The organism is Streptomyces sp. BE303, assembly GCF_036290945.1.
Taxonomy (GTDB): domain Bacteria; phylum Actinomycetota; class Actinomycetes; order Streptomycetales; family Streptomycetaceae; genus Kitasatospora.
Window position 1 is genome coordinate 125,328 of sequence record NZ_JAQYWZ010000895.1, and the last position, 19,230, is coordinate 144,557.

At 75.0% G+C, this 19,230-nt stretch carries 20 protein-coding genes; 10 read left to right on the top strand and 10 right to left on the bottom strand.

The window, feature by feature from the left end:
- Nucleotides 1-37 precede the first annotated feature (37 nt).
- The gene (locus PUR56_RS34815; RefSeq protein WP_329951890.1) at nucleotides 38-277 is read left to right on the top strand and encodes a hypothetical protein; all 240 of its coding nucleotides are present in this window, start codon (nucleotides 38-40) and stop codon (nucleotides 275-277) included.
- Here the strand turns inward: PUR56_RS34815 and PUR56_RS34820 are convergent.
- Together PUR56_RS34820 and PUR56_RS34825 are read right to left on the bottom strand one after the other, a co-directional pair.
- Nucleotides 262-555 (bottom strand): hypothetical protein, encoded by a 294-nt coding sequence (locus tag PUR56_RS34820; protein WP_329951891.1) that lies wholly within the window; start codon nucleotides 553-555, stop codon nucleotides 262-264. The genes PUR56_RS34815 and PUR56_RS34820 overlap by 16 nt on opposite strands.
- Nucleotides 556-752: 197 nt before the next feature.
- Nucleotides 753-1,157 (bottom strand): winged helix-turn-helix transcriptional regulator, encoded by a 405-nt coding sequence (locus PUR56_RS34825; RefSeq protein WP_329951892.1) that lies wholly within the window; start codon nucleotides 1,155-1,157, stop codon nucleotides 753-755.
- A gap of 145 nt (nucleotides 1,158-1,302) precedes the next feature.
- Between PUR56_RS34825 and PUR56_RS34830 the strand changes: the two genes are divergently transcribed.
- Entirely contained in the window at nucleotides 1,303-2,241 is a 939-nt protein-coding gene (locus PUR56_RS34830) for an alcohol dehydrogenase catalytic domain-containing protein (protein ID WP_329951893.1), read from the top strand.
- On the opposite strand, the gene PUR56_RS34835 is transcribed toward PUR56_RS34830, so the two are convergent.
- Nucleotides 2,238-2,582, bottom strand: a complete 345-nt coding sequence (locus PUR56_RS34835; RefSeq protein ID WP_329951894.1) for a hypothetical protein — start codon at nucleotides 2,580-2,582, stop codon at nucleotides 2,238-2,240. The two genes, PUR56_RS34830 and PUR56_RS34835, sit on opposite strands and share 4 nt — an antisense overlap.
- 87 nt (nucleotides 2,583-2,669) lie before the next feature.
- Nucleotides 2,670-3,053 carry a hypothetical protein gene (locus PUR56_RS34840; protein ID WP_329881299.1) on the bottom strand — a complete coding sequence of 128 codons (384 nt, stop codon included), beginning with the start codon at nucleotides 3,051-3,053 and terminating at the stop codon, nucleotides 2,670-2,672.
- Between the two features lie 608 nt (nucleotides 3,054-3,661).
- Between PUR56_RS34840 and PUR56_RS34845 the strand changes: the two genes are divergently transcribed.
- The 7 genes from PUR56_RS34845 to PUR56_RS34875 all read left to right on the top strand — a co-directional run bounded on the left by PUR56_RS34845 (nucleotide 3,662) and on the right by PUR56_RS34875 (nucleotide 11,418).
- Nucleotides 3,662-3,970, top strand: a complete 309-nt coding sequence (locus PUR56_RS34845) for a hypothetical protein (RefSeq protein ID WP_329951895.1) — start codon at nucleotides 3,662-3,664, stop codon at nucleotides 3,968-3,970.
- Nucleotides 3,971-4,165: 195 nt separating this feature from the next.
- Nucleotides 4,166-5,833, top strand: a complete 1,668-nt coding sequence (locus tag PUR56_RS34850) for an outer membrane protein assembly factor BamB family protein (protein ID WP_329951896.1) — start codon at nucleotides 4,166-4,168, stop codon at nucleotides 5,831-5,833.
- Between the two features lie 283 nt (nucleotides 5,834-6,116).
- Complete coding sequence (pqqA, locus tag PUR56_RS34855) at nucleotides 6,117-6,266, top strand: pyrroloquinoline quinone precursor peptide PqqA (protein WP_329881302.1); 150 nt, start codon at nucleotides 6,117-6,119, stop codon at nucleotides 6,264-6,266.
- On the top strand, nucleotides 6,263-7,021 hold the full coding sequence (gene pqqC / locus PUR56_RS34860; protein ID WP_329951897.1) for a pyrroloquinoline-quinone synthase PqqC: 759 nt from the start codon (nucleotides 6,263-6,265) through the stop codon (nucleotides 7,019-7,021). Before pqqA ends, pqqC begins: the two co-directional genes overlap by 4 nt.
- Entirely contained in the window at nucleotides 7,018-8,565 is a 1,548-nt protein-coding gene (gene pqqE, locus PUR56_RS34865) for a pyrroloquinoline quinone biosynthesis protein PqqE (protein WP_329951898.1), read from the top strand. Before pqqC ends, pqqE begins: the two co-directional genes overlap by 4 nt.
- A 23-nt stretch (nucleotides 8,566-8,588) precedes the next feature.
- A complete protein-coding gene (gene pqqB / locus PUR56_RS34870) occupies nucleotides 8,589-9,539 on the top strand; it encodes a pyrroloquinoline quinone biosynthesis protein PqqB (protein WP_329951911.1) in 951 nt (316 codons plus the stop codon).
- A 250-nt stretch (nucleotides 9,540-9,789) separates the two neighbouring features.
- A complete protein-coding gene (locus PUR56_RS34875; protein ID WP_329951899.1) occupies nucleotides 9,790-11,418 on the top strand; it encodes a lytic transglycosylase domain-containing protein in 1,629 nt (542 codons plus the stop codon).
- Nucleotides 11,419-11,542: 124 nt separating this feature from the next.
- On the opposite strand, the gene PUR56_RS34880 is transcribed toward PUR56_RS34875, so the two are convergent.
- The 3 genes from PUR56_RS34880 to PUR56_RS34890 all read right to left on the bottom strand — a co-directional run bounded on the left by PUR56_RS34880 (nucleotide 11,543) and on the right by PUR56_RS34890 (nucleotide 13,795).
- Nucleotides 11,543-12,127, bottom strand: a complete 585-nt coding sequence (locus tag PUR56_RS34880) for a TerD family protein (protein WP_329881306.1) — start codon at nucleotides 12,125-12,127, stop codon at nucleotides 11,543-11,545.
- Between the two features lie 169 nt (nucleotides 12,128-12,296).
- On the bottom strand, nucleotides 12,297-12,887 hold the full coding sequence (locus PUR56_RS34885) for an RICIN domain-containing protein (protein WP_329951900.1): 591 nt from the start codon (nucleotides 12,885-12,887) through the stop codon (nucleotides 12,297-12,299).
- A gap of 242 nt (nucleotides 12,888-13,129) precedes the next feature.
- The gene (locus tag PUR56_RS34890) at nucleotides 13,130-13,795 is read right to left on the bottom strand and encodes a class I SAM-dependent methyltransferase (RefSeq protein ID WP_329951901.1); all 666 of its coding nucleotides are present in this window, start codon (nucleotides 13,793-13,795) and stop codon (nucleotides 13,130-13,132) included.
- Nucleotides 13,796-14,078: 283 nt separating this feature from the next.
- On the opposite strand from PUR56_RS34890, the gene PUR56_RS34895 reads away from it, so the two are divergent.
- Complete coding sequence (locus PUR56_RS34895; RefSeq protein ID WP_329951902.1) at nucleotides 14,079-16,418, top strand: glycosyl hydrolase family 18 protein; 2,340 nt, start codon at nucleotides 14,079-14,081, stop codon at nucleotides 16,416-16,418.
- A gap of 89 nt (nucleotides 16,419-16,507) precedes the next feature.
- Here the strand turns inward: PUR56_RS34895 and yidD are convergent, their stop codons facing one another.
- From yidD to PUR56_RS34910, 3 genes are all read right to left on the bottom strand, one after another.
- Nucleotides 16,508-17,068, bottom strand: a complete 561-nt coding sequence (gene yidD / locus PUR56_RS34900) for a membrane protein insertion efficiency factor YidD (RefSeq protein WP_329951903.1) — start codon at nucleotides 17,066-17,068, stop codon at nucleotides 16,508-16,510.
- Nucleotides 17,069-17,181: 113 nt separating this feature from the next.
- Nucleotides 17,182-17,955 carry a bestrophin-like domain gene (locus PUR56_RS34905; RefSeq protein WP_329951904.1) on the bottom strand — a complete coding sequence of 258 codons (774 nt, stop codon included), beginning with the start codon at nucleotides 17,953-17,955 and terminating at the stop codon, nucleotides 17,182-17,184.
- Nucleotides 17,956-18,117: 162 nt separating this feature from the next.
- Nucleotides 18,118-19,215 carry a hypothetical protein gene (locus PUR56_RS34910; RefSeq protein WP_329951905.1) on the bottom strand — a complete coding sequence of 366 codons (1,098 nt, stop codon included), beginning with the start codon at nucleotides 19,213-19,215 and terminating at the stop codon, nucleotides 18,118-18,120.
- Between the last annotated feature and the right edge of the window lie 15 nt (nucleotides 19,216-19,230).

The window sequence follows — 19,230 nt, forward strand, 5'->3', positions numbered from 1 at the left end:
GAGGATCCCCGCGCGTCCTCCGCGATAGCGTCGCACCATGACGAAACGGACCTGGGACCTCGTCCTGCTCGGTGGCGCGTCCGGCGTCGGCAAGAGCGCGGCCCGGGAACCGGGGGGCGGCGTCCAGGCGCGCCGCGCCGAGGTCAGCGCGCGCTACTCGCGCTGGCTCGGTTCCCAGGCCCGCCTGCACGCCCTCCCGGTGGTCGACGGCCGGCCGTGGTCCACGCTCGCCGACCGCCTCGACCACGTGCTCGCCCCGGCTCAGACCAGCGTGTAGCCGCCGCTGCGGAACGTCGAGCCGACGTTGCTGCAGTACGCGTAGGACCAGACGCCGGGCGACCTGGTCGGCCCGTAGACCACCTTGTTGTTGGCACAGACGGCCCACGCGTAGTAGCTGCGGGTGCCGTCGCACGAGACGCCGTAGCTGACGTAGTTGCTGTAGGTCGAGCAGGCGGCCACGCGGGCGGGCGCCGCGGAGGCCGGGACGGTCGCGAGGACCGGGACGGCCAGGGCTGCGGGGGCGGCGATCGTCGCCGCCGCGGTACGGATGCGCATGATTCCCCTCCAGTGGGGTTCGGTTGACGGGCGGCCGGACGGCCGGGCCGCAGCCCACTGTCCGCTCCGGAGGTCCGGCGGAACCGGCAGCAGGACGGGAAACGGACGATCCCCGGGCACCCCCGACCCGCCGGGCGCCGGGCCTCGGTCCTCCGGCGCCCTCACCGCCGCTCCTCGGCAGCGGATCCGGCAACTCGTCAGTCGTGCCGGACGCCGTCGTACGACTCGCGGTGGGCGAGCACCTCCGGCATGTTCTCCTCGGCCCAGCTCTTGATCGCCTTCAGCAGCGGCAGCAGCCCCGTGCCCAGCGGGGTGAGCGCGTAGTCGACCCGGGCCGGGACGGACGGGGTGATCGTCCGGGTGAGGAGGCCGTCCCGCTCCAGGGCTCGCAGGGTCTGGGTGAGCATCTTCTCGCTGACCCCGGCGAGACGCCGGCGCAGGTCGCTGTACCGCTGCGGCCCGTCGGCCAGCGCGTTGACGACCAGGCTGACCCACTTGTCGCCGATCCTGTCCAGCAGTTGCCGGGCCGGGCACTCGGCGACGTACGCGTCGAACCCGGCCCGCTCGGCCGAGCGGCGCTGGGCGGCGGTCATGGTCGCCATGGTGCTCTCCTCCCGGTGCGGTACGCACTTCCGGGTACGTACTTCCTGCCGGAGAGCAGGTTTTCCTAGCGTGGGCCGTGTTCGCAAGTCCCTGGGTGGGGACGGCTCCCCGGTGGAGCCGGGCCCCGGGTGAGAGGAGTGCGCGATGCGCGCCGTGGTGGTCCGTCGGTTCGGTGGCCCGGAGGTCCTGGAGCTGGTCGAGGTGCCCGTCCCGGAGCCCGGCCCCGGCCAGGTCAGGATCCGGGTGGAGGCCGCCACCGTGAACCCGGTGGACGCGGTGACCCGGTCCGGGGTGCTCGCGGGGGCGGGCCTGATGGCGCCGCGCGACACGGTCGGCGTGGGCTGGGACGCGGCCGGCACGGTCGACCTGGTCGGCCCCGGGGTGGCCGGCTTCGCCGCGGGCGACCGGGTCATCGGCCTGCGCGACCGGCTGGACGTCCCGCTCGGCGCCTACGCCGACCACCTGGTGCTGGACGCCGCCGCCGTGGCCCCGGCCCCGGCGGGCGTGCCGGCCGCCGAGGCGGCCACCCTGCCGCTCAACGGGCTGACCGCCGTCCAGGCGCTGGACCTGCTCGGCCTGCCCGCCGGGGCGACCCTGCTGGTCACCGGCGCCGCGGGTGCGGTGGGCGGCTTCGCCGTGGAACTGGCGGTCCTGCGCGACCTGCGGGTGGTGGCCCTGGCCGGTGCGGGCGACGCGGCGGCGGTCCGCGCGCTGGGTGCCGAGTGGTTCGTGCCGCGCGACGCCGCCGATCCGGCCGCCGCCGTCCGCGCGCTGGTGCCCGGCGGGGTCGACGGCGTGCTGGACGCGGCGCTGCTCGGCGTGACGGCGCTCGGCGCGGTCCGCAACCGGGGCGCGTTCGTCGCGGTGTCGGCGGGCGCCGCACCGCTCGGCCTGCGCGGTGTCCGGGTGGAACAGGTCTGGGTGGCCGCCGACGGGGCGGCGCTCGCCGAACTCTCCGCGCTGGCCGAGCGGAAGGCCCTCACGCTCCGGGTCGCCGGGACCCACCCGCTGGGGCGGGCCGCGGACGCCCACCGCAGGCTGGCCGGGGGCGGCCTGCGCGGACGGCTCGTCCTGCTGCCCTAGCTCCGGCCACCGACGGAGGCCCGGTCGGCTCCCTCGTCGGGCCACACGACGGGCCCACCGGTGGACCCGCCGGCCCCGGCGTTCCGGGCGCCCCTGCGGGTGCGCAGCCGGGCGAGGGCGGCCACCAGGCCCACCACACCGCCCGTGCCGAGCTTCACCGCGCCCTTGGCGGCCGGCCACCCGACCCCCGGCACCGTCCGGCCCGGCCAGTGGAACATCACCAACAGCACCGACAGCACCACGGCCCCGCAGGCCGCCGCCGGCCCGACGGCCGCCGCGACCGCCCCGGCGGAGAGCTTGCGGTCCTCGGTGGCCGCGCCGTCCGATCCCCCGACGTCCATGGTCCGAGTCTCATCGCGGGTCAGTTCGGTTTCGACGCCCGGTGACGGCCCTCGGCGCCCTCCGGGTACGCCCCCCGCCCGGCCAGGTCAGCGCCGGGCGTGGTGGGTGTCCCCCGCGTGCTCACCGGTCTCGTGGTCGGGGAAGCTGACGGCCAGGGTGACCCGGTACTCGAAGACGTCGTCACGGTGGCCGGGCACGCGGGCCCAGGCCAGCGAATGGACCTCCGCCTCCGGCGCCTGCCGGCACCACCCGGCGGCCTCCTCCAGTGCGCGGGCCGCCGACCGTCCGGTGCAGACCACGGCGGTGTACGCCGCCACCGCGACGTCGCCGCCGCACCGACCGTCCCGGGAGACGGCCCGGACCGCGGCGGCGGCGTGGGTCAGGTCACGAGCGAGGTCGTCGACCACGCGGGGCGGCGCGGGCAGGACGGCCGGGGCCTCGGCCACGGTCTCCGGCAGGTTCGAACTCACTGTCAGGGCCTCCATCCCTCTGGTGTCCGTCTGGTTGCGCGACCCGCCCCGTCACGGGATCCGCCTGATCATGGGGTCAGAATGACGGGCCGCCATTCCTGGCATGACCACTTTCACCAGAACGTCACCCGTCCGGGGAAGTCGGCGTTCCGCACTCGACACCGGCCCGGCCGCCCTGGTAAAGGGGTGACGGTGCATCCGGCCAGGTCAGCTCGGCCGGTGGCGGGCGCCGCCGGGAGCCCGGCCGCACGTGCGCGTACCACCCCCGTGCCCCGGACCGCCTGTTCACCCCCCGGACGCGCCCGGTCCCGGCCGGGATCCGCGGCCCGGTCGCGACCCGGCCGGAGCCTGGCGCGAACCCGCCCGGCAACCGGCCCGGCTCCGAGCTGTCCAACTCCCGTAGCAGGAAAGGGAAATACCGCCACCGAAGGGCCCGTAGGATCCTGAACCGTCACAGTCCGCCACGGTCGGCGGACACCGTCGGAGGGGGACCCCACGGAGCGCGGGTCGACGCGTGCGCCCTGCTCTCCTCGCCCCAGGTCGTCGCCGTCGTCGGCACGGCGGGGCCGTTCACGGGCACCCGGCCCGACCCGAAGGACGGCAAGCCGGTGTGGGGCTGCACCTGGGGCTCCCGCCAGTCCTCCGCCCACATCCGCGAGGTGGACGCGGGCAGCATCACCGCGGCGAGGACCGACCCGGGCCTCCAGACCGCCCCACTGCCCGGCGTCGGTCAGGAGGCGGTGCTGGTCCGGCGGAAGGACGGCACCCGGCCCGAGGTGTTCTTCGTCCCCGACGGCCGCACCTACTCCGTCGCCGTGGTCACGGACCGCGGCCCGGACGACGAGGTGATCGGCCCGGCCGAGGCGGCGGCCGCGAGCGCGCCGGCCCTGGCGCTCGCACCGTCGGTCGCGGGCTGATCCGCCCCGGCACCCGGGCCCTCGGGGCGGCCGCTCGGCCGAACGCCGGGACCGCCGCCCGGCGCAGCCCGTTCCCCCAGGGGCGTGAACGGTCCCGGGCCGGGGGCTGCGGCCGGATGCGGGCACGGTGCGGGCGCTCACAGAATGACGCCACGGCGCCGTACCCCGTACTCCCCGACAGCCAAGGCGGATCGTATGAGCCGACCCCTCCCACCCCCGTCCCCCGGCGGACCGCCCGCGGACGGAGCACCCCCGGCCGGTCCGCCCCGGTCCGGTCCCCCGCCCCGGGTCCGGGCCGGCCGTTCCGGAGCGGCCCTGCTCTCCGGACTGGCGCTGCTCGTCCCGGCCCTCGCGGCCGGTGCGCTCACCGGCGCGGCACCGGCCCGGGCCGACAACCCGACCGTCTCGGTCAACAACCTGCGCACCGGCTGGGACGCCGCCGAACCGAACCTGAGCCCCGCCCAGGTGTCCGCCTCCGGCTTCGGCCGGCGCTGGTCGACCGCCGTGGACGGCGCGGTGTACGCACAGCCGCTGGTCGCCGGATCCACCGTGGTGGTCGCCACCGCGACCAACCACGTCTACGGCGTCAACGCGGCCGACGGACGGATCGTCTGGCAGCGCGCGCTGGGCACCCCGGTGTCCTCGTCCAGCGCCTGTCTCGCGCCCGGCACCGGCATCGTCTCGACACCGGTCTACGACCGGGCGAGCGGCACCGTCTACCTCGTGACCAAGTCCGGCGACGGCGGCGCGCACTTCTCGGTGCACGCGCTGGACGTCGCCTCGGGCGCGGAGCGGAGCGGCTGGCCGGTCACCGTCCAGGGCTCGCCGGTCAACAGCCCCGGCGTCCCGTTCAACCCGTCGACCTCCGCCCAGCGTGCGGGACTGCTGCTGATCGACGGCGCCGTCTACTTCGGCTTCGCCTCGGACTGCGGCATCGGGACGTACGTCGGCACGGTCGCGGGCGTCAACACCTCCACCCGCAAGCTCACCCTCTGGTCCACCGAGTCCGGATCCGCCTCGCAGAACGCCGGCGTCTGGATGAGCGGCGGCGGTCTGGTCTCCGACGGCGCCGGCCGGATCTTCATCGCCACCGGCAACGGCGCCGGCGAGGGCTCGTCCCCGCTCAAGGGGCCGGGCGACAGACCGGGCGGCCACTTCGCCGAGTCGGTGGTCCGGCTGGGGGTGAACGCGGACGGCAGCCTCGCCCCGCGGGACTTCTTCAGCCCCACCAACAACCGGGAGATGGACCACGGTGACGTGGACTTCGGCTCCGGCGGCCCGGCGGCCCTGCCGTCCGGCTTCGGCACCTCCGCCCACCCGCACCTGATGGTGCAGGTCGGCAAGGACGGCCGGATCTTCCTGCTGGACCGCGACCGTCTCGGCGGCATGGGCCAGGGCTCCGGCGGCACCGACAACGTGGTGGGCACCACCGGCCCGTTCAAGGGCGTCTGGGGCCACCCCGGCGTCTGGGGCGGCGAGGGCGGCTACGTCTACCTGGTCGAGAACTACGGCTCGCTGCGGGCGCTCAAGTACTCCGTGAACGGCGCGGGGAACCCCCAGTTGACCAGCGCCGGGACGAGCCCCGAGGGATTCGGCTACGCGTCCGGCTCACCGGTCGTCACCTCGAACGGGACGGTCGCCGGTTCGGCGCTGGTCTGGACGGTCTACTCGGGCTCCGGCCCGGGCGGGCAGAACGGCGAACTCCGGGTCTACGACGCGGTTCCGGTCAACGGCGCGCTCAAGCTGCGGCGCAGCTTCGCGCTCGGCACCGTGACCAGGTTCTCCGTCCCGGCGACGGACGGCGGGCGGGTGTTCGTCGGCACCAAGGACGGCCATCTGGTCGCCTTCGGCCGTTCGGCCTGAGGACCGGACCGGTCGTACCGGGTGGGCCGGCCCACCCGGCCCACCCGGTACGGCCCGCCCGGTCCGGCCCACTCGACACGGCATGGCCGAACCGGCACACTCGACACCGGTTTCCCGCCCGGGCCCGGCCCGGTGCGGAGCCCGTCGTGTCACCCGTTCGAGCGCGATTGTCCGCGGATCGCGTGGTTTCGACCGGCGGGCGGGCCCGGCGGCTCGTAGCGTCCTGATCCAGGGGCCCTCGGGCCCCGGCCTCTCACCCACTTCACCGAGGAGGGCAACTCCCATGAAGTCCACGCTCGCTCCCCAGCCCGTCACCACCGCCGCCGTACCGGCCCCGCCGGCCGCGGCCAAGCCCGCCTGGTCCGCCCCGGCGGTGGAGTGCCACCGCACCGGCGCCGAGGTCACCGCGTACGCCGCGCGGACCACTCGGTGACCCAGGCTCCCCCTCTCGCGCCGGCCCGGGTGCCGGCCGACCTGCAGCCGGGCCGCGAGTCCTTCGCGGCCCGGCTGCACGGCCTGCGGGACCGGTACTGGGACACCCACCCGTTCCACCTGCGCCTGCACTCCGGCGACTGCACCCCGGAGGAACTTCGGCGCTGGGTCGCCAACCGCTGGTACTACCAGCTCTGCCTCACCCGGAAGAACGCGGCGATCATCGCCAACTGCCCGCTCGCGGACGTCCGTCGGGAGTGGTCGCAGCGGCTCGGCCACCAGGACGGCCCGAACGCCGACCAGGGCGGCCTGGCCGACTGGCTGGTGCTCGCCGAGGCGGTCGGCCTGGACCGGGCCGAGATCCTGGACGAGCGGCACGTCGCGCGCGGGGTGCGCTTCGCCGTCGACGGCTACCTGCACTTCTGCCAGACCCGTCCGTGGACCGAGGGCGTGGCCGCCGCGCTGACCGAGATGTTCTCGCCCGACCACATGGCCGAACGGGTCGTCGCCTGGCAGAAGCACTACGAATGGATCGACCCGTCCGGCTACGCCTACTTCGAGCACCGCATCCCCGACGCCCGCCGGGACAGCGCCCGGACGCTCGAACTGGTACTGGACCACTGCGGCACGGAGGCCCAGCAGCAGGCGGCCGTGGACGCGCTCGCCTTCAAGTGCGAGGTCCTGCGGGCCATGCTGGACGCCGTCGACTACGGTCCGGCCGGTACCCCTGCGGGCCGGACCGGGACCGGCCGGTGAGCCCCGCACCCGACGCCGCGACCCCCGGGCTGCGGCGCGGTGTGCGGCTGGTGCACGACCCGGTCCGCCGGCAGGACGCCCTGCTCTACCCGGAGGGCGTCCTGCTGCTCAACGAGACCGCCGCCGCCGTGCTCCGGCACTGCGACGGTCGGCGCGACGCCGGGCGGATCACCGCCCGGCTCGCCGCCGAGTACGACGGGGTGGAGCCCGGGCAGGTCCTCGGCCTGCTGCTCGACCTCGCCGAGCGCCGGCTGCTCACCCTCGACGGCACCGGCGCACCGGCCGTCCCCACCCGGGCCGCGGACCCGCCCGGGACCGCGGGGACCCACCCGACGGGGACCCACTCGGCGGAGACCCGCGCCGGACGGCGGGCGCCCGCGCCGCTCGGCCTGATCGCCGAGCTCACCCACCGCTGCCCCCTCCAGTGCACCTACTGCGCCAATCCGGTCGAGCTCACCAGACAGCGCGACGAGTTGGACACCGAGCAGTGGCTGCGCATCCTCGACCAGGCACGCGGCCTCGGCATCCTCCAGGTCCACCTCACCGGCGGCGAACCGCTGCTCCGCCGCGACCTGGCCGCCGTCGTCGCACACGCCCACCGGCTGGGCCTCTACACCAACCTGATCACCAGCGGCCTGCCCCTGGACGGCCCGCGCGCCGCCGAACTCGCCGAAGCGGGCCTGGACCACGTCCAGCTCTCCGTGCAGGACGCCGATCCGGACCGCGCCGACACCGTCGCCGGGCTGACCCGGCTCAACGGCCGGACCGGGCACGAACGGAAGCTGGCCGCCGCCGCGCTCTTCACCGCCGCCGGACTGCCGCTGACGGTCAACGCCGTGCTGCACCGCGGGAATCTGGCCCGGCTCGGCGCGATCGCCGACCTGGCCGTCGAGTTGGGCGCCGACCGGGTGGAGCTGGCGCACACCCAGTTCTACGGCTGGGCCTGGGTCAACCGGGCCCATCTGGCGCCCGGTGACGAACAGGTCCGACAGGCCGAGCTGGACGTGGCCGCGGCCCGCGCCCGGCACGGCGACCGGATCGAGATCACCCACGTCGTCGCCGACCACCACAGCGGCACCGCCAAGCCGTGCATGAACGGCTGGGGGAACGAACAGCTGGTGGTCGCGCCCGGCGGCGACGTGCTGCCCTGCCTGGCCGCCGCCCAGCTGCCCGGTCTCCGGATCCCCAACGCCGCCGGCGACGACCTGGCGGCGATCTGGCACGACTCCCCCGCCTTCAACCGCTTCCGGGGCACCGCCTGGATGCCCGAGCCCTGCCGGAGCTGCGCGCTGCGCGAGGTCGACCACGGCGGCTGCCGCTGCCAGGCCTTCCAGTTCACCGGCGACGCGGCCGCCACCGATCCGGCGTGCCGGCTCTCCCCGCACCACCAGCTGGTCCACTCGCCCGCGCCGGCCGACGGCCCGACGCCGGTGCCGCGCCGGTTCACCGCCACGCCCGCCGCGCCCGTCACACTCGGCACGCCCAGCACTGCCACGAGCGTCACCGCCGGGCCGGCCGCGCCCGCCGTGCCGGGCCCGTCCTGAGGGAGCACCCGCTGAAGATCCGGATCCTCGGCACCGCCGCCGGCGGCGGCCTGCCCCAGTGGAACTGCGGCTGCGACGGCTGCGCCACCGCCCGCCGCACCGGCGCGGTCCGCAGCCAGGACTGCCTGGCCGTCAGCGCCGACGGCGCCGCCTGGTACCTGGTCAACGCCTCCCCCGACCTCCGCTCCCAGCTGCTCGCCACGCCCGAACTGGCACCCGCGCCCGGCACCCGCGCCACCCCGCTGCGCGGTGTGCTGCTCACCAGCGGCGAGCTCGACCACACCCTCGGCCTGGTGACCCTGCGCGAGGCCGCAGAGCTGTCGGTGCACGCCACGGAGCCGGTCCGCGCCGCCCTGCACGAGGCGTTCCCGGTCGGCCCGCTGATCGCCCCCTACGCCAAGACGCACTGGCACACCGTCACACCGGGCACCGCCGTCGAACTGGCCGGGGGCCTGGTCGCCGAGCCGCTGGCCCTCGGCGGCAAACGCCCCCGGTACGCCGCCGCCGGCCCGCCCGGCGAGCGACGTACCGCCCGCGGGAGCGGGACGGCCCCGGGCGGGGCGGGCACGGTGGCGGGAGCGGACCGGACGGACTGGGTGATCGGCTACCGCTTCAGCGACACCGCCGGCCGTGCCCGCGCGGTCTACGCACCCGGGGTCGCCGCCTGGACGCCCGCCCTGGACCGGGCGGTGTCCGGCGCCGACCTGGTGATCCTGGACGGGACCTTCGCCACCGACGACGAGCTCGCCGAACGGACCGGCGGCGCGCGCACCTCGCGCGGGATGGGCCACCTCGCCGTCGAGGACTCGCTCCCCCACCTGGCCCGTCACCCGGGGCCGCGCTACCTCTACACCCACCTCAACAACACCAACCCGCTCGCCCACCGGGGCTCGCCCGAGGCGGTCGCACTGGCCCCCGTGCTGGCCGCGGCGGGTGCGGGCGTCGCCGAGGACGGGACGCTCGTCGAGCTCTGACGTCCTGCCCGTGGCCCGGGGCCCGCCCGGGGGTCGGCGCCGCGCCGGCCGTCCTGACCGTGTCCGGTCGAGTCCGTCCACGGCCCGTTCATCGAACGGTGGCGCCCGGGACCGCTCCCGGCCATCCGGGGCCTGTCGGATCGTCGTGATACTAATCGTTCGGGAAACGAGCTCGGTCAGGCACCGGCAGGCACGATGGTGACACCCCGTCCGTTCCCCAGGGGCCGGACGGTGACGGGAGGGGCACAGCATGGCGACCAGGAACGGCGACGGGACATCCGAGGGGCCACGGCAGGCCGTGGTCAGGGAGATCGTGGTCAGGGAGACCGCGAGCCGCCGGGCCGCGGGCCCCCGGGGCGTCCGCCGGCTGCGGCTCGGCAGCCGGATGGCCGGAACGGCAGCGGTCTTCACGGCCCTCGCCGCCCTGACCGGCGCCCAGTTCACCGGCCTCGGCCTCGCCCCCGTGGCATCCGCCGACGCGCTTCCGGCCCCCGCCGACCGGACCCTCGGCCCGACGGCCACCGGGACCGGCTCCGCGGCCGTGGACCCCGGCACCACCTCGCCGTTCGGCCCCGGCGTGTCCGACGGGCCCGCTCTCGCCGGGGCCGCCCCGGTCGACGGCGGCGGTACCGTCCCGCTGACCCAGCCGCCCACCGCTCCGGTCGGCTCGCCCTTCGCCGACCCGCTGCGCAACGGGCCCGCCCTGCCGGAGACGGTCTTCGCCGCCTACCGCAAGGCGGAGGCCGCCCTGGCGCTGCGCTCGCCCGCCTGCCACCTGCCGTGGCAGCTGCTGGCCGCGATCGGCGAGGTCGAGTCCGGCCAGGCCGGCCGGGGTGCGGTGGACGCCGCCGGGACGACGTACCGGCCGATCCTCGGCCCGGCGCTGAACGGTGCCGGCTTCGCGGCGATATCCGACACCGACGGTGGCCGCTTCGACGGTGACGGCGTGTGGGACCGCGCCGTCGGTCCGATGCAGTTCATCCCCTCCATCTGGGCTTCCTGGGGGGTCGACGCCAACGCCGACGGCAAGGCCGATCCGAACAACGTCTTCGACGCCGCCGAGGCCGCCGGCCGCTACCTGTGCGCGGGCGGCCGCGACCTGTCCGACCCGGCCCAGCTGGACCGGGCCGTCCTCGGCTACAACCACTCGGCCGAGTACCTGCGCACGGTCCGGAACTGGATGGCCCACTTCAGCACCGGGAGCCCGGTCACCACCCCGGGCCGCACCGCCCCGAACGGCCCGTTCGCTCCGCTCACCCTGCCGACCCCGCCGGCTCCCGTCATCCCCGGCATCCCGACCGGTACGCAGCCGTCGGGCGTGCCGCAGCCGTCCACCACGCCCGGCACTCCCGCCGTTCCGTCAACCTCGACGACGCCCTCCGGCGCACCGTCGACCTCACCGTCGACCTCGCCCTCGGGGACGCCGTCCACGTCGCCGTCGACCGGTGCGACCCCGTCGGATTCGGCGTCGCCCTCCGCGTCCCCCTCGACCGGGCCGACCACCACGCCGTCGGGGACGCCCTCCGCGACCGCGAGCCCGTCCGGCAGCGCGAGCCCGACGGCGACCGCCGAGCCGACCGGCACGCCCACCGCGACGCCGACGGCCACGCCGACGACGACCCCGACCGGCACGCCCACCGCCTGCGCCACGCCGACGGACGCCCCCTCGGGCACGCCGACGGCCGGCACCGCCCCGAGCGCCCCGGCGTCGGCGACGCCCTCGGCCACCGCGACGCCGACGGCCACCGCCCCGGGCTGCCCGACGCCCACCCCGACCGCGACCGCCACCCAGAGCGGCGCCCCGACCGGCTCGGCCGCCCCGAGCGCCGCCGCTCCGAGCACGCCGCTCACGCCCTCCGGCGCCCCGTCGGCGCGCTGACCGGGCGGCGCCTGCGGCGTCCGCACGCACGACCTCGGCCCGCCACCCGTTGATCCGGGTGGCGGGCCGAGGTGTCCGCGTGCGACCGGCTGCCGGTCGCCCTCCGCTTCGTCGTCGCCGAGGCTCAGAGGTGCTTCACGAGCTCGGGCATCAGGTCCTGGAACGTCCGCCCGGCGGCGGGTTGGCCGATCGCCACGAGCTGCCAACCCGTCCCGGTCCGCTGCATCTTCGCCATGATCTGCGCGGTGTACGGGCCACCGCCGGTCAGCGTGTAACGGGCCAGCTCGGTGCCGGTCTGGGTGTCGACCAGCCGACAGAAGGCGTTCTCGACCTCCTGGAACGTCTGGCCGGTGAACGAGTTGACGGTGAACAGGATCTGGTCCACCTCGGCCGGCACGGCGGTGAGGTCGACAGTGATGGTCTCGTCGTCGGTCGCGTCCCCGGCCCCGCCCGTCAGGTTGTCCCCGCTGTGCCGCACCGAGCCGTCGTCGCTGGTGAGGTGCTGGAAGAAGACCACGTCCACCGGCTTGCCGGCCGCGAAGAGCACCGCCGAGGCATCCAGGTCGATCTCCTGCCCGGCGAACAGTTTGGCGAGGAAGCCCTTGCGCTGCGCGGCCCGCCAGCCGAGACCCATCCGCACCACGCCCAGCCGCCCGCCACCGGGCTTCTCCAGGCTCAGCTTCTGACCCTTCGCCAGCGAAACGCTCATCGCGCCCTCCTCGTTCCTCACCTGCGCCCCATGAATCTACAACAGTGTAGATCTTCCCGGCGCCCCGGATTCACCCCGGGACACCTCCATACCCCACGGGCGCGCCCGGGAAGCCGCCCGCGCCCGCACCGCGCCGGGACGCAGTACGGGCACCCAGGGCCCCGGCCGCCTACCAGGTCCAGATCTGGTCGGCCCAACGGTTGTCGCAGCCGCCCACGACCGCCCCGCTGCCGGAGTCCCCGCCCCGGACGATCACGCACAGCTTGCTGTTGTAGTTCTTCAACCAGTAGCCGCCCGCCTGGAGCGAGACCGCCCACCACAGCTGGTCGTCGAAGTCCGCGCAGTCCGTCTGGACCACCGGACCGTTATTGGCGGTCCCCCGGGCCACCAGGCACTTTCCGCTGTGGAAATTCCGGATCCGGAACGCATTGGCCTTGTTGTAGACCGGGTCGAAGATCCAGAACTGGTCGTCGAAACCGAGGCAGCCGTACTGGAACGCCTGGGTGTTGTTCGCATAGCCCTGGACCACCAGACACATCCCGCTGTTCGTGTTCCGCAGCTTCGAGCCCTGCCCCGGATCGGCGAGTGCGAGGTCGGCGACCGGCACCACCGTTCCGGCGGCCCCGGCCGCGGCGGGCCCCACCGGCGCCGAGCCGGCCGCCGCGACGCCGCCGGAACCGGCGAGAACCGAGACCGCCAGCGCGGCCACCGCGACGGAGGCCCCGACGAAACGGGCCGACCTGTGGATGAAACCCTGCATGTGCCATCCCCCTCGATCAGTCGGAATTCCCATCGACGGCAGACGAAGCACACGCCTGCCGGACCGAACCCTAACCGCCGGGGAATTCACCTTCAACGGTTTTGCGAAATGACGAATGCACCCGTCCGCCCCGTACACGAAACAGCAAACCGTTCGCCACTGACGCCACCTGGTCACTTCGCTCCGGATCCACCGGCACGAGCGGCCGGCGACCGGCGACCGGCCTGAGGACCGGCCCGGGGTCAGCCGACCCGCTCCGCGCGGACGAGGGCGTCGATCGCCTCCACCGGACGGCCGCCCGCACCACCGCCGGCGCCGTCGTCGGTCGCGAGCCGGTGGCCACCCTCGGCGGCCACCGCACGGCGCACCCGTTCGGCCCGAACGGTGTGCAGACCGGCACCGACCAGGTCGGTCAGCACGTCACCCGGGGTGAAGAGCACCTCCGGATCCCGGGGGCCGCCGACGCCCTCGGTCAGGTTGGTCGAGTCGTGGCCGACCACCAGCAGGGTGCCGCCGGGCGCCACCGCGGCGGCGGCGCGACGCAGCGCCGTCCGGCGCTCCTCCGCGGGCAGTTGGAGGTAGGCGACCACGACGAGGTCGTAGCCGCCGGTCGGCGCCTCGAAGGTGCGGGCGTCCCCGTGCCGCCAGGTCAGGCGGTCGGCCACCTCGTCCGGCAGGGCGGCGGTGAGCCGTTCGGCACGGCCGAGGGCCACCGTCGAGAAGTCCAGACCGGTGACCTCCCAGCCCCGGCCGGCGAGCCAGATGCTGTTGCGGCCCTCCCCCGCGGCGAGGTCCAGGGCGCGCCCGGGGGCGAGCCCGGCGAGTTCGCGGACCACCCAGCGATTGGGTTCGGTGCCCCAGACCAGCTCGCTCGCGGCATAGCGGTCGTCCCAGGCGCGGCTGTCCATGACCCGTTCTCCGTTCGACGCGGGGCTCCTCGGGAGGCCACCGTACCGGTCCGGCCGTCGTCGACGACCGTTCCGCGGGGCACCCTTGACGGCGAATATTGGTCCAGTCCAATCTGTGATGTCGTGATACGGGATCCTGTCCGGTCCGCGTCACGAGCACCACACGCATACCCGAAAACGCGCTCCACACCCGCCCGCGCGCCCCCACAGCGCCCGGTTCGGCTCCCCGGCCCATCCCGGGCCGACCGCACCGCCGGAACCCCACTCCTCCGGAGGATCACCCATGCACGACCGGGTCATGCCCGCGCGCCCTGCCCGACGCCGGGCCGCCGCACCACGCCGACGGGCCACCGCGCTCGCCCTGGCGGCCACGCTCACCACCGGCAGCGCCGCCCTCGCCCTCACGCTCGACACCGCCTCGGCCGCGGCCGTCAACCTGCTGACCAACGCCGACTTCGAGACCGGCGGCCTGGCCGGCTGGACCTGCGCCAACGGCTCCGTCGTCACCACCCCGGTGCACGGCGGCAGTTACGCGCTCAGCGGCGCCGCCTCGGCCGCCGACACCGCCCAGTGCCAGCAGACGGTCGCCGTCCGGCCCAGCACCACCTACACGTTCTCCGGCTGGGTGCAGGGCAGCTACGTCTATCTCGGCGCGACCGGGACCGGCGTCAACTCCCAGAGCTGGGCGCCCAACGCGACCGGCTGGACGCAGCTGAGCACCACCTTCACCACGGGCGCGGCCACCACCTCGGTGACGGTCTTCACGCACGGCTGGTACGGCACCGGCGCCTACCGGGCCGACGACCTCAGCCTGACCGGCCCGGCCGGACCGACCAGCAGCTCCAGCCCGACGGCCACCAGCAGCCCGACCGTCACGACCAGCCCCACGGCCTCCAACAGCCCGACGGCGTCGAACAGCCCCACCGCCTCCAACAGCCCCACCGCGTCGAACAGCCCGACGGCCACCACCAGCCCCACCCCGACGGCCACCTCGACCGGCACCGGCCCGGCCGGGGACGGCAAGGTCACCACCCCGAACGGCGTCACGGTCACCAAGGTCACCCACAACGCCGTCGTGCTCAGCTGGCAGCCGTCCACCCTCACCAGCGGCGACGGCCCCGTCTCCTACAAGGTGTACGCGGGCAACCAGCTGGTGGCCACCTCCATGGGCACCTCGGTCGCCGTCAGCTCGCTGCTGCCGACCCGCGGGTACACCTTCACCGTGCAGGGCTACTCCGGCAGTCACGCGTCCGCCCAGTCCGCCCCGGTGAACACCACCACCGCCGCCGCCCCCGCCAACAGCCCCTTCCGCTCGGCCTACTTCGACCAGTGGGGCGTGTACGAGAACGCGTACCACGCGAAGAACGTGGACACCAGCGGTGCGGCCGGCAAGCTGGACGTCATCAACTACGCGTTCGCCAACATCCACCCGACCAACCTCACCTGCTTCCAGGCGGTGAAGGCCTCGGACTCGGCCAACGAGAACAACCCGAACGCCGGCGACGGCGCGGGTGACGCCTACGCCGACTACCAGGCCGACTACAACGGCGCCACCAGCGTGGACGGCAGCGCCGACGTCTGGGAGCAGCCGCTCAAGGGCAACTTCAACCAGCTGCGCCAGCTGAAGGCCAAGTACCCGAACCTGCGGCTCAGCATCTCGATCGGCGGCTGGACGTACTCCAAGTACTTCTCCGACGCCGCCGCGAGCGACGCCTCGCGCAAGAAGTTCGTCTCCTCCTGCCTCGACATGTTCCTCAAGGGGAACCTGCCGACCAACATCGCCGGTGACCCGGCGGGCGGCGCGGCCTCGGCGGCCGGCCTGTTCGACGGCATCGACCTCGACTGGGAGTACCCGGGCTCGGCCGGCGGGCACACCGGCAACCACACCTCCCCCGCCGACAAGCAGAACTTCACCCTGCTGCTGAAGGAGTTCCGCACCCAGCTGGACGCCCTCGGCAGCGCGCAGGGCAAGCGGTTCCTGCTGACGGCCGCCCTGCCCAGCGGCCAGGACAAGATCGCACAGCTGGAGACCGACAAGATCGGCGCGTACCTGGACTACGCCGACGTCATGACCTACGACATGCACGGTGCCTGGGACGCCAAGGGCCCGACCAACCACCAGGACCCGCTGCACGACAGCCCGGCCGACCCGACCACGCCGATCACGCCGGGCACCCGCAAGTACAACATCGACACCACGCTGGCCGCCTACACCACCGGCCTGCCGGAGTACGGCATCGCGGGCGGCTTCCCGGCGAACAAGCTGGTGCTGGGCCTCCCGTTCTACTGGCGCGGCTGGACCGGCGTGCCGGCCGGCTCGAACTTCGGCCTGTACCAGAGCGCGACCGGCCCGACGCCGGCCAAGCCGCTCAGCGCGGAGGCCGGTCTGGCCTCCTGGAAGGAGCTCAACGCCACCGCCGCCAACACCCACTGGGACCCGGTGACCGAGTCGTCCTGGGTGTACGACGGCACCAACTTCTGGACCGGTGACACCCCGCAGGCCATCCAGGCCCGTGGCGCGTACGCCAGGAGCAAGGGGCTGGCGGGCCTGTTCGCCTTCGCCCTGGAGAACGACGACGCCTCGGGCTCGCTGCTCAACGCCATGAACAGCAGCCTGCACTGACGCTTCGCCGGCTGATGCCGGAGGCCGCGCGGATCACCTCTCGACCGTGATCCGCGCGGCCCCTCCGTCTGCCGGGCCGCCCGGCCCGGTCAGCGCTCCGGCACCGGGTCGACGCCGCCACCCCGGCGGGCGACACCCGGGTGGCAGCTCAACAGCCGGCCGACGGTCAGCCGCGCACCGCGCACCGCGCCGTGCCGGTGCAGCGCCTGGACGGCGTACGTCGAGCAGGTCGGCGTGTACGGGCAGCAGGCCGGCCGCCCGGGGCTGATCTCGGTGCGGTAGTAGCGCACGGCCCCGTACAGCACCCCGGCCGCGAAACCGCCGGGCACCGGCGCGGCCGGGTCGACCCGGCCCGCCGCGCCGCCGGGCCGTCGGCCGCGGCCTCCGGCGAGCGCGAACCGGATACCCGCGACCGTCATCACCGGGAAGAACAGGAGCAGGCAGGGACCGTCACAACCGCCGCTGCAGTCGAGGTTGTCCAGGCAGTCGTTGTCCTTCTTCTTCTCCCCGTGCTTGCGGAGGTAGGCCTTCCACTCCTTGCGCTGGCGGCGCCGCCTCCGGCGCTCCTCGGCGGGCAGCCACCACCAGGCGCGCCCGGGGCGCTGGGTCGTCGGGTACGGGTCGCCCTGGTGGGGCTGTCGGTAGGCCACGCGCACGGATCCTCTCGGCATGCACGCCGGGGCCGGCCCCCGACGGCCCGATCAGAGTATCGAAGGCCGGGGCCGCCGGGAGACGGGCCCGGGTGACGGGCGCGACCGGCCGGTCACTCCTTCCCGCCGCCCAGTGCCGGGAACAGGTCGGTGAACGTCTCGGTGGTGACCGAGACGCTCCGGCCGAACGGGTCGTCGAAGTCCCAGATCAGGAAGAGCAGGAAGGCGATCAGCGCACTGAACACCCCGGCGAGCAGCAACTCCCGTGCCGAGCGCCTGATCTGGAGGGCGAACACCATCCCGACCGTCACCACGGCGCCCACGATCAGGCCGAACCAGACCACGCCCGGCATGGTCGGTCCGGCGTTCTGGCCCCGCGCGTTGCGGGCGTCGTCGGCGATGCCGATCCGGTCCATGATCGGCTGGTACGCCTGGGCCTCCAGGTCGGTGGCCGGCGGACGGGTCGCGACATCACTGCGCAGCTTCGCGAGCAGCTCGGTGCCCCGGTCGGAGATCTCGCCGTTCTCGCGCATGTACGTCCACTCGACGTCGACCACGTAGGAGACGTAGGCGTCGACGTCGGCACGGACCTTGTCACGGAACTCGACCGGGTAGACCTGCGCCCGCTCGCTCACCTCGTGCAGCGCCTGCGCCTCGCGGAACACGTCGTCCTGCGCCACGCCGCGTGCCTCCCAGACACCGGCGAGTGCCAGGCCGAGCACGATGGCGTAGACCACGCCGATCATCATCGTCATGTACTCGATGACGTCCGGTGTCTCGTCGGTGTCCTCGTCCTCACCGGCGCGGCGGTGCCTCAGCAGCACCACCGCCACCACGACGGCACAGGCCGCCAGCATGGCGATGGCCAGCGCCAACCACTCGGACATGGGAACTCCTCTCTGGGTCGGGTCATTCGTCGGATCGGATCGGGCTGAATCGGATCGGACCCGGCCCGTGCCGGGGTGGGAGGCACGGGCCGGGTGCACCGGGGGCGGAACTGCGAGCCGCTGCGGGCGGCCCGGTGGTGCTCACGTCGGACCGACGCGGTGTCAGGAGCTGCCGGTACCGCCTGAGCCGCCGGAGCCGTTCGAACCGGCGGACCCGGTGGAACCGCCGGCGCCTCCGCGACCCCCCGAGCCGCCTCGGCCGGAGCCTCCGCGCGGACGCAGGGCGACCGCCGCGAGCACGGCGGGCACGGTGATCACCAGCATGGTCCGGGTCGGCGCGGCGCCGTGGTGCCGCTCCGGGGCCTGCACCGGTGGGGCCTGCGGGATCCGGACGGGCTTCACCGTCGGGGCAGGTCGCACCGGCTCGGGGGCCGGGCTCTGCGGCGCCTGGGTCTGCGGTGCCGGGGGCGGTGGTGGCGTCGGCGCGGGCGGGCGGGGCGCCGGCGGGGGCGGCACCACCGGCTGTGCGGTGGGCCGCGGGGTCGTCGGCGTCGGTACCGGGGTGGGCACCGGCCGCGGGGACGCGGGCGGCGTGGTGGGCCTCGGCGTCGGGGAGGGCGGAGCCGGGGGCGGCACCGGCGCGGGGGTCGGCGGCGGTGTCGGCACCGGGGTGGGTGTCGGGGTCGGGGTCGGAGTGGGCTTCGGGGTCGGGGTCGGGGTCGGGGTCGGGGTGGGTGTGGGGGTCGGGGTCGGGGTCGGGGTGGGTGTCGGCTTGGGCGTGGGCGTCGGGCACGGATGGCTGTGCGTCGGCTTCGGTGGCCACGGCTTGGTGGGCCAGGGTCTCGGCGGCCACGGCCTCGGGGTCGGCGAGCCCGGGTGGTGCGACGTCCCGGAGAGGTCGACGGTGACGTCCACCTCCACGTCGACGCCGACCTGGACGTCCACTCCCCCGGGGCCGACCCCCACCGAGACGTCCGTCCCGGTGGAGACGCAGCTGGTGACGACCGGTCCGTGCGGGCGCCCTCCGCCGTGCTGTCCCGAGGTCCTGGCGGCGGCCGAACCGCTCAACAGCGCGCAGAGCGCGGCCACCCCGGCCGCCGCTCCGGCCAGCCGGATCCGCCGCGCGCGGGTGGTGCCGGCGCCGATCGGGTCACGGCTGCGGGTGACGCCGTCGCGCCGGGTACCGCCGCTCGCAGCGCCGTCTCTCGCAGCGTCGTCTCTCGGAGTGCCGTCGCTCGCGGCGGTGGGGTCCGCGGTCACGACTGCCCGTCCACC

Excerpts from the sequence above, each read along its gene's own strand:
- PUR56_RS34825 (WP_329951892.1), bottom strand. The coding sequence starts at position 1,157 with ATGGCGACCATGACCGCCGCCCAGCGCCGCTCGGCCGAGCGGGCCGGG.
- PUR56_RS34820 (WP_329951891.1), bottom strand. The coding sequence starts at position 555 with ATGCGCATCCGTACCGCGGCGGCGACGATCGCCGCCCCCGCAGCCCTG.
- PUR56_RS34890 (WP_329951901.1), bottom strand. The coding sequence starts at position 13,795 with ATGGACAGCCGCGCCTGGGACGACCGCTATGCCGCGAGCGAGCTGGTC.
- PUR56_RS34895 (WP_329951902.1), top strand. The coding sequence starts at position 14,079 with ATGCACGACCGGGTCATGCCCGCGCGCCCTGCCCGACGCCGGGCCGCC.
- PUR56_RS34815 (WP_329951890.1), top strand. The coding sequence starts at position 38 with ATGACGAAACGGACCTGGGACCTCGTCCTGCTCGGTGGCGCGTCCGGC.
- PUR56_RS34875 (WP_329951899.1), top strand. The coding sequence starts at position 9,790 with ATGGCGACCAGGAACGGCGACGGGACATCCGAGGGGCCACGGCAGGCC.
- PUR56_RS34830 (WP_329951893.1), top strand. The coding sequence starts at position 1,303 with ATGCGCGCCGTGGTGGTCCGTCGGTTCGGTGGCCCGGAGGTCCTGGAG.
- PUR56_RS34885 (WP_329951900.1), bottom strand. The coding sequence starts at position 12,887 with ATGCAGGGTTTCATCCACAGGTCGGCCCGTTTCGTCGGGGCCTCCGTC.
- PUR56_RS34835 (WP_329951894.1), bottom strand. The coding sequence starts at position 2,582 with ATGGACGTCGGGGGATCGGACGGCGCGGCCACCGAGGACCGCAAGCTC.
- PUR56_RS34905 (WP_329951904.1), bottom strand. The coding sequence starts at position 17,955 with ATGTCCGAGTGGTTGGCGCTGGCCATCGCCATGCTGGCGGCCTGTGCC.
- PUR56_RS34880 (WP_329881306.1), bottom strand. The coding sequence starts at position 12,127 with ATGAGCGTTTCGCTGGCGAAGGGTCAGAAGCTGAGCCTGGAGAAGCCC.
- PUR56_RS34850 (WP_329951896.1), top strand. The coding sequence starts at position 4,166 with ATGAGCCGACCCCTCCCACCCCCGTCCCCCGGCGGACCGCCCGCGGAC.
- pqqA (WP_329881302.1), top strand. The coding sequence starts at position 6,117 with ATGAAGTCCACGCTCGCTCCCCAGCCCGTCACCACCGCCGCCGTACCG.